This window comes from Streptomyces sp. SID3343, from assembly GCF_009865215.1.
Lineage (GTDB): Bacteria > Actinomycetota > Actinomycetes > Streptomycetales > Streptomycetaceae > Embleya.
Map to the genome: position 1 here is coordinate 1 of NZ_WWJX01000389.1, position 5,872 is coordinate 5,872.

General features: G+C 72.2%; 4 protein-coding genes. 3 read left to right on the forward strand and 1 reads right to left on the reverse strand.

Annotation, left to right across the window (positions count from 1 at the left end; translation table 11 throughout):
- Nucleotides 1–205: hypothetical protein (locus tag GT354_RS52550; RefSeq protein ID WP_202511840.1), on the forward strand; the 205-nt coding region annotated here is incomplete at its 5' end.
- On the opposite strand, the gene tsaD is transcribed toward GT354_RS52550, so the two are convergent.
- Nucleotides 193–1,284 (reverse strand): tRNA (adenosine(37)-N6)-threonylcarbamoyltransferase complex transferase subunit TsaD, encoded by a 1,092-nt coding sequence (tsaD, locus tag GT354_RS13185; RefSeq protein ID WP_161356496.1) that lies wholly within the window; start codon nucleotides 1,282–1,284, stop codon nucleotides 193–195. The two genes, GT354_RS52550 and tsaD, sit on opposite strands and share 13 nt — an antisense overlap.
- Before the next feature lie 155 nt (nucleotides 1,285–1,439).
- Between tsaD and GT354_RS13190 the strand changes: the two genes are divergently transcribed.
- Both GT354_RS13190 and GT354_RS13195 read left to right on the forward strand, forming a co-directional pair.
- The gene (locus tag GT354_RS13190; RefSeq protein WP_161356497.1) at nucleotides 1,440–3,722 is read left to right on the forward strand and encodes an excinuclease ABC subunit UvrA; all 2,283 of its coding nucleotides are present in this window, start codon (nucleotides 1,440–1,442) and stop codon (nucleotides 3,720–3,722) included.
- Between the two features lie 412 nt (nucleotides 3,723–4,134).
- Nucleotides 4,135–5,379: an SLC13 family permease gene (locus GT354_RS13195; protein WP_161356498.1), complete on the forward strand. Its 1,245-nt coding sequence runs from the start codon at nucleotides 4,135–4,137 to the stop codon at nucleotides 5,377–5,379.
- The last annotated feature ends 493 nt before the right edge of the window (nucleotides 5,380–5,872 follow it).

Genomic DNA, 5,872 nt, shown 5'->3' on the forward strand with positions numbered 1-5,872 from the left:
CGCGAGCACCGCGAGCACCGCGAGCACCGCGAGCAGGGGACCGTCCGGGCAGGGTGACGAGGCCGCTCGGGCCGCCCGTTGGGGGACTCTGCCGGAGCGGGTCTCCCCCGAGGACATGGTCGAGGAGCAGCCGGGCGACGCGCCCAACGACCCTTTGTTCGGCCGTGATCCCGACAACGACTGGCTGTTGCGCTACGCGCCCTGAGCCGCCGCGAGGGCGGCCGGGGAGGGCCCCGCGACCGGCTGCAGGCTCGCGTACTCCAGCGGCGCGGACGCGTCGATGGACATCTCCAGCGGGGCCGGGGCGACGCCGGCCTTGATCAGCAGGTCGCCGACGGCGGCGATCATCGCGCCGTTGTCGGTGCACAGGCGCAGCGGCGGCACCCGCAGCGTGATGCCGGCGGCGGCACAGCGTTCCTGGGCGAGGGAGCGCACTCGGGAGTTGGCGGCGACGCCGCCGACCACGACGAGCGTGCGGACGTCGTGTTCGACGCACGCGGCGACGGCCTTGCGGGTCAGTACGTCGGCCACCGCTTCCTGGAGCGACGCGGCGCCGTCCGCGACGGGCAGCGGGTCGCCGCCGGCGCGGGTGCGCTCGGCCCAGCGGGCGGCGGCCGACTTGAGTCCGGAGAACGAGAACGCGTACGGGTCGTCGCGCGGTCCGCTGAGCGCGCGCGGGAAGGCGACGGCGCGCGGGTCGCCGTCGCGCGCGACCCGGTCGATGGCGGGTCCGCCGGGGTAGGGCAGGCCGAACACTCGGGCGACCTTGTCGAAGCACTCGCCGGCCGCGTCGTCGAGGGTGTCGCCGAGGTGGACGATGCGGTCGAGCGCGAGGTCGCGCACCAACAGCAGCGACGTGTGGCCGCCGGAGACGATCAGGACGACGCACGGGTTGGGCAGCGGCCCGTGTTCGAGCGTGTCGGCGGCGACGTGTCCGGCCAGGTGGTGCACTCCGTACAACGGCACGTCGAGCGCGAACGCGAAACCCTTGGCGGCGGCGACCCCCACCTGGAGCGCGCTGGACAGTCCGGGTCCGGTGGTCACCGCGACCGCCCCGATGTCCGCCCGCCGCAACCCGGCCGCGTCCAGCGCGGCCCGCACCGCGGGCGCCACGGCGTGCACGTGCGCCCGGGCGGCGATCTCGGGCACCACGCCACCGAAGCGCGCGTGCTCGTCCATGCTGGTCGCGACGGCGTCGCCGAGCAGTCGGCCGTCGCGCACGAGGCCGACCCCGGTCTCGTCACAGGATGATTCGATGCCCAGAACGACGGGTGAGGCGGTCATGGGTCGAGCCTAGGCGATCCGTTCGGGTGCGTGCGCACCGATCGGGGCAGCAGCCAGGGGTCGCCGCCGCGGTGGGTGCGCGCGTATCGCGGCAGCGCCGAGACCGCCGATGATTCCTGACAGGACGTGGCAGGGATTGTTCGTACGTTGACCGTATGAGCAACGACAGCATCGTGATCACCGGCGCCCGTGAACACAATCTCAAGAACGTGTCCCTGACCATCCCGAAGAACCGCATCGTGGTGTTCACCGGGGTGTCCGGGTCGGGGAAGTCCTCGATCGTGTTCGACACGATCGCCGTGGAGTCGCAGCGGCAACTCAACGAGACGTTCCCGATGTTCGTGCGCAACCGCATGCCCAAGCACGAGCGCCCCGACGCGGACTCGATCGAGCACCTGTCGACGGCGATCGTGGTCGACCAGCGCCCCGTGGGCGGCAACTCGCGGTCGACGGTGGGCACGATGACGGACGTCCACCCGCTGTTGCGGGTGCTGTTCTCGCGGCACGGGACACCGTCGGCGGGGCCTTCGAACCACTACTCGTTCAACGATCCGCACGGCATGTGCCCGAACTGCGACGGGCTCGGGCGCACGGTACGGCTCGACCTGGCCAAGCTGATCGACCCGACGCGTTCGATCCAGGGCGGGGCGATCCGCCATCCGTCGTTCGCGGTGGGCGGGTGGCAGTGGCAGTTGTACTCGCACCACGGCCTGTATCCCACCGACGTCCCGGTCGGCGAGTTCACCGCCGAGCAGCGGCACCTGTTCCTGCACGGCACCGGGGCCAAGGTCGAGATCGTCAACAGCAACGGCAGGCACCACATCGACTACGAGGGCTTCGTCGACCGGTTCGAGCGGTTGTACCTCAAGCGGGACACGTCGGCGCTGAGCGAGCGCAGCCGCGAGACGATCGCGCGCTATGTCACCGAGGGGCCGTGTCCGCGCTGCGAAGGGGCGAGGTTGAACGCCGCCGCGCTCGCGTCGCGGATCGAGGGCCACTCGATCTCGGACTACGCGGCGATGGAGATCGGCGACCTCGTCGACGTGCTCACCCGGATCGAGGACCCGGCCACGCGGCGGGCCGCTCGGCCGGCGGCGGTGGCGCTGGAGCGACTGGTGGCGATCGGGCTCGGCTACCTGAACCTGGATCGGCCGACGTCGACGGTGTCGGGCGGTGAAGGCCAGCGGTTGAAGATGGTCCGCTACCTCGGGTCGAGCCTGACCGGACTCACCTACGTCTTCGACGAGCCGAGCGTCGGCTTGCACCCGCGCGACGTGGTGCGGCTCAACGACCTGCTGACCCGACTGCGGGACAAGGGCAACACGGTGCTCGTGGTCGAGCACGACCTCGACGTGATCGCGGTCGCCGACCACGTCGTCGACGTGGGCCCGGGCGCGGGCATCCACGGCGGGACGATCACGTTCGAGGGCACGTTCGAGGATCTACGGGTGGCGGACTCCCCGACCGGGCACGCGTTGCGCCGGCTCACTCCGCTCAAGCCGGAGTTTCGGACTCCCACCGGCGCGTTGGAGATCCGCGGCGCGAACGCGCACAACCTGCGCGGCGTGGACGTCGACATCCCCACCGGCGTGCTCAGCGTGGTCACCGGTGTCGCGGGCTCGGGCAAGAGCACGCTGATCACCGATGTGCTGGTGGCCGCGCACCCCGACGCGGTGGTGGTGGACCAGTCGGGTGTGGGCAAGTCGTCGCGCTCGACGCCCGCGAGCTACGTGGGGGTGTTGGACCTGGTGCGCAAGCTGTTCGCGAAGGCCCACGGGGTGGACGTGGGGTTGTTCACCTTCAACTCGCTCGGCGCGTGCCCGGAGTGTGCGGGACGCGGGGTGATTCACACCGACATGGCGTTCATGGACCCGGTCACCACCCGGTGCGAGGCTTGCCGAGGGCGCCGGTTCAAGGACGAGGTGCTCGCCTACAAGCTGCGCGGAAAGTCGATCGTGGACGTGCTCGCGTCGACGGCCGAGGAGGCGGTGGACTACTTCACCGAGAAGGCCCTGCGCACGCGCGTGGAGACGCTGGTCGCGGTCGGGCTCGGGTATCTGACGCTCGGTCAACCGCTGAGCTCGCTGTCGGGCGGCGAGTTGCAACGACTCAAGCTCGCGAGCGAGTTGCACAAGACGGGCAACGTGTACATCCTCGACGAGCCGACCACGGGCCTGCACATGTCCGACGTGGACACCCTCGTGCGTTTGCTGGATCGGTTGGTGGACGCGGGCAACACGGTCGTGGTCGTCGAGCACAACCTGGACGTGATCAAGCGCGCGGACCACGTCCTGGACCTGGGCCCTGGAGGCGGCAAGCACGGCGGCACGGTGGTGTTCGAGGGCACGCCGGCGGAGCTGGTCAAGGACGAGGGTTCGGTGACGGCACAGTTTTTGCGCGCGGCCCTGGAGTACGCGGAGCGTGCGCGGACAAGCTGACTCGGGCGGGGCCGGCCGGCCCCGGGGCACGCAGGCCGGCCGGCTTGCCCGGACGCGCCCTTGATCCCGGCCCCGCCCCAGGACACACACGGGAGGTCGCTTCGACGGACGCCGCCCGCTTCGTGGTGACCGGCCGGGGGTAACCCACCCGGGCCCCTCCCTGGGGCACCCTCTCGGTGCTCCCCCTTGCGAGGGACGCCCTTGCGCTGGGCGCCCTTCCGCTGGGCGCCCTTTCGAGGAGCGCTTTTCCGAGGGACGCGCAGGGAGGCGCCCCCGGCGGACTGCCCGGTCTCGTTCGGCCGGCATCCTGAACGGCCGCGTGAGTGGCCCCGTGCGCTCCGCGCCATACCGCACCGTCCGCTCGCTCGATCGTCGTCCGCCGTCCGCCGTCCTCGTCCGCTGGGAGAACGCTCTGAATACCGCCGCCGCCGAGACCGTGTCGGTCCTCCTGTTGGCAGCGGTGCTCGCGTTCGCCGTGGCCAGGCCGCGTGGGTGGCCGGAGGCGGTGGCGGCGGTGCCGGCGGCCGGGCTCGTGGTCGCGCTCGGGGTGGTGTCGTTCGACGACGCGCGGGCGCAGGTGCGGACGTTGTCGCCGGTGGTCGCGTTCTTGGCGGCGGTGCTGGTGTTGGCCAAGCTGTGTGCGGACGAGGGCCTGTTCGTCGCGGCCGGGGACGCGGTCGCGCGATGGTGCCGCGAGCGGCCGGGGCGGCTGCTGCCGGGCGTGTTCGCGGTCGCGGCGGTCGTGACGGCGGTGCTGAGTCTGGACGCCACCGTCGTGCTGTTGACCCCGGTGGTGTTCGCGACGGCGGCGAGCGTGGGCGCGCGGGTGCGGCCGCACGCGTACGCGTGTGCGCACCTGGCGAACTCGGCGTCGCTGCTGTTGCCGGTGTCGAATCTGACCAATCTGCTCGCGTTCACCGTCAGCGGTCTGTCCTTCGGCCGGTTCGCGGCCCTGATGGCGTTGCCGTGGGCGGCGGCGATCGCGGTCGAGTACGTGGTCTTCCGCCGGTTCTTCCGGGCCGACCTCACGGCGCCGCTCGCCCCGACCGGGGACGCGCCGCGGGCCGAGGTGCCGGTGTTCGTGCTGGTCGTCCTGGGCGGCACGCTGGCCGGCTTCGCGGTGACCTCGCTCGCCGGGGTGGAGCCGGTATGGGCGGCGCTCGCGGGCGTGGCCGTGCTCGGCACGCGGGCGCTGTACCGCCGGCACGACACCGTTCGCGGCCTTGCTCTCGCCGCCGATCCGCTGTTTTGTCTGTTCGTCCTCGCGCTCGGCGTCGTGGTGACCGCGGTGGTCGACAACGGCCTCGGCTCCGCCCTGGGCAGGCTGCTGCCGGCCGGCTCGTCGTGGCCCGCGCTGCTCGCGACCGCGGCGCTCGCGGCGGCCCTCGCCAACGTGATCAACAACCTTCCGGCCGTGCTCGCGCTGCTCCCGCTCGCCGCGACGGGCGAAGGCCCCGGTCCGGTGCTGGCCGTGCTGATCGGCGTCAACCTGGGCCCGAACCTCACCTACGTGGGATCCCTGGCCACGCTCCTGTGGCGCCGTGTACTCCACGATCACGACACCCGCGCCGACTTGGCCGACTTCACCCGGCTGGGTCTGCTGACCGTCCCGCTCGGTCTGATCGCGTCCACTACGGCGCTGTGGCTGGTGCTCTGAGGTTCGCGGGTCCGGCACCGGGCGAGCCGGATCGAGTGCGGCCGGCCGTACCCGCCGACCCGATCGCGTACGGGTGTCGCCCGCGCGGGATCAACAGCGGGAGCAACAGCCCATCGGGCGCCGGCGGTGTGCGGCTCGCGGGTCCGGCGCCGGCGAGCCGCCCCGGTGCGACCGACCGTCCACGCCGCCCCGATCGCGTACCGCCGACACCCGCACGGGATCAACGGACGAAGCGGGAGCAACGGCGCACCGGGTGAGCCGGCCAACGAGCGGCCAGGCCACGATTCACCGTGCTCCGCAACAGCCTGGAGGCCGAGGCCGGGCCCGGGTCGGACTCGGTACGGTGTTTCGCGTCGCGGTCGGTGTTCGACGGCAACCGGCGCCGGTCGACCCTCGTCCCACCACCCGCCGTCCCACCACCCGAAACCTCGCCGAACCGAAGACCGGGCGAGCCGATCGCCTGTCACTTGTCGCCCCACGCCCAGGAGTTGCG

Bases quoted from the DNA above. Each gene is read 5' to 3' on its own strand.
- tsaD (WP_161356496.1), bottom strand. From the start codon at position 1,284: ATGACCGCCTCACCCGTCGTTCTGGGCATCGAATCATCCTGTGACGAG.
- GT354_RS13190 (WP_161356497.1), top strand. From the start codon at position 1,440: ATGAGCAACGACAGCATCGTGATCACCGGCGCCCGTGAACACAATCTC.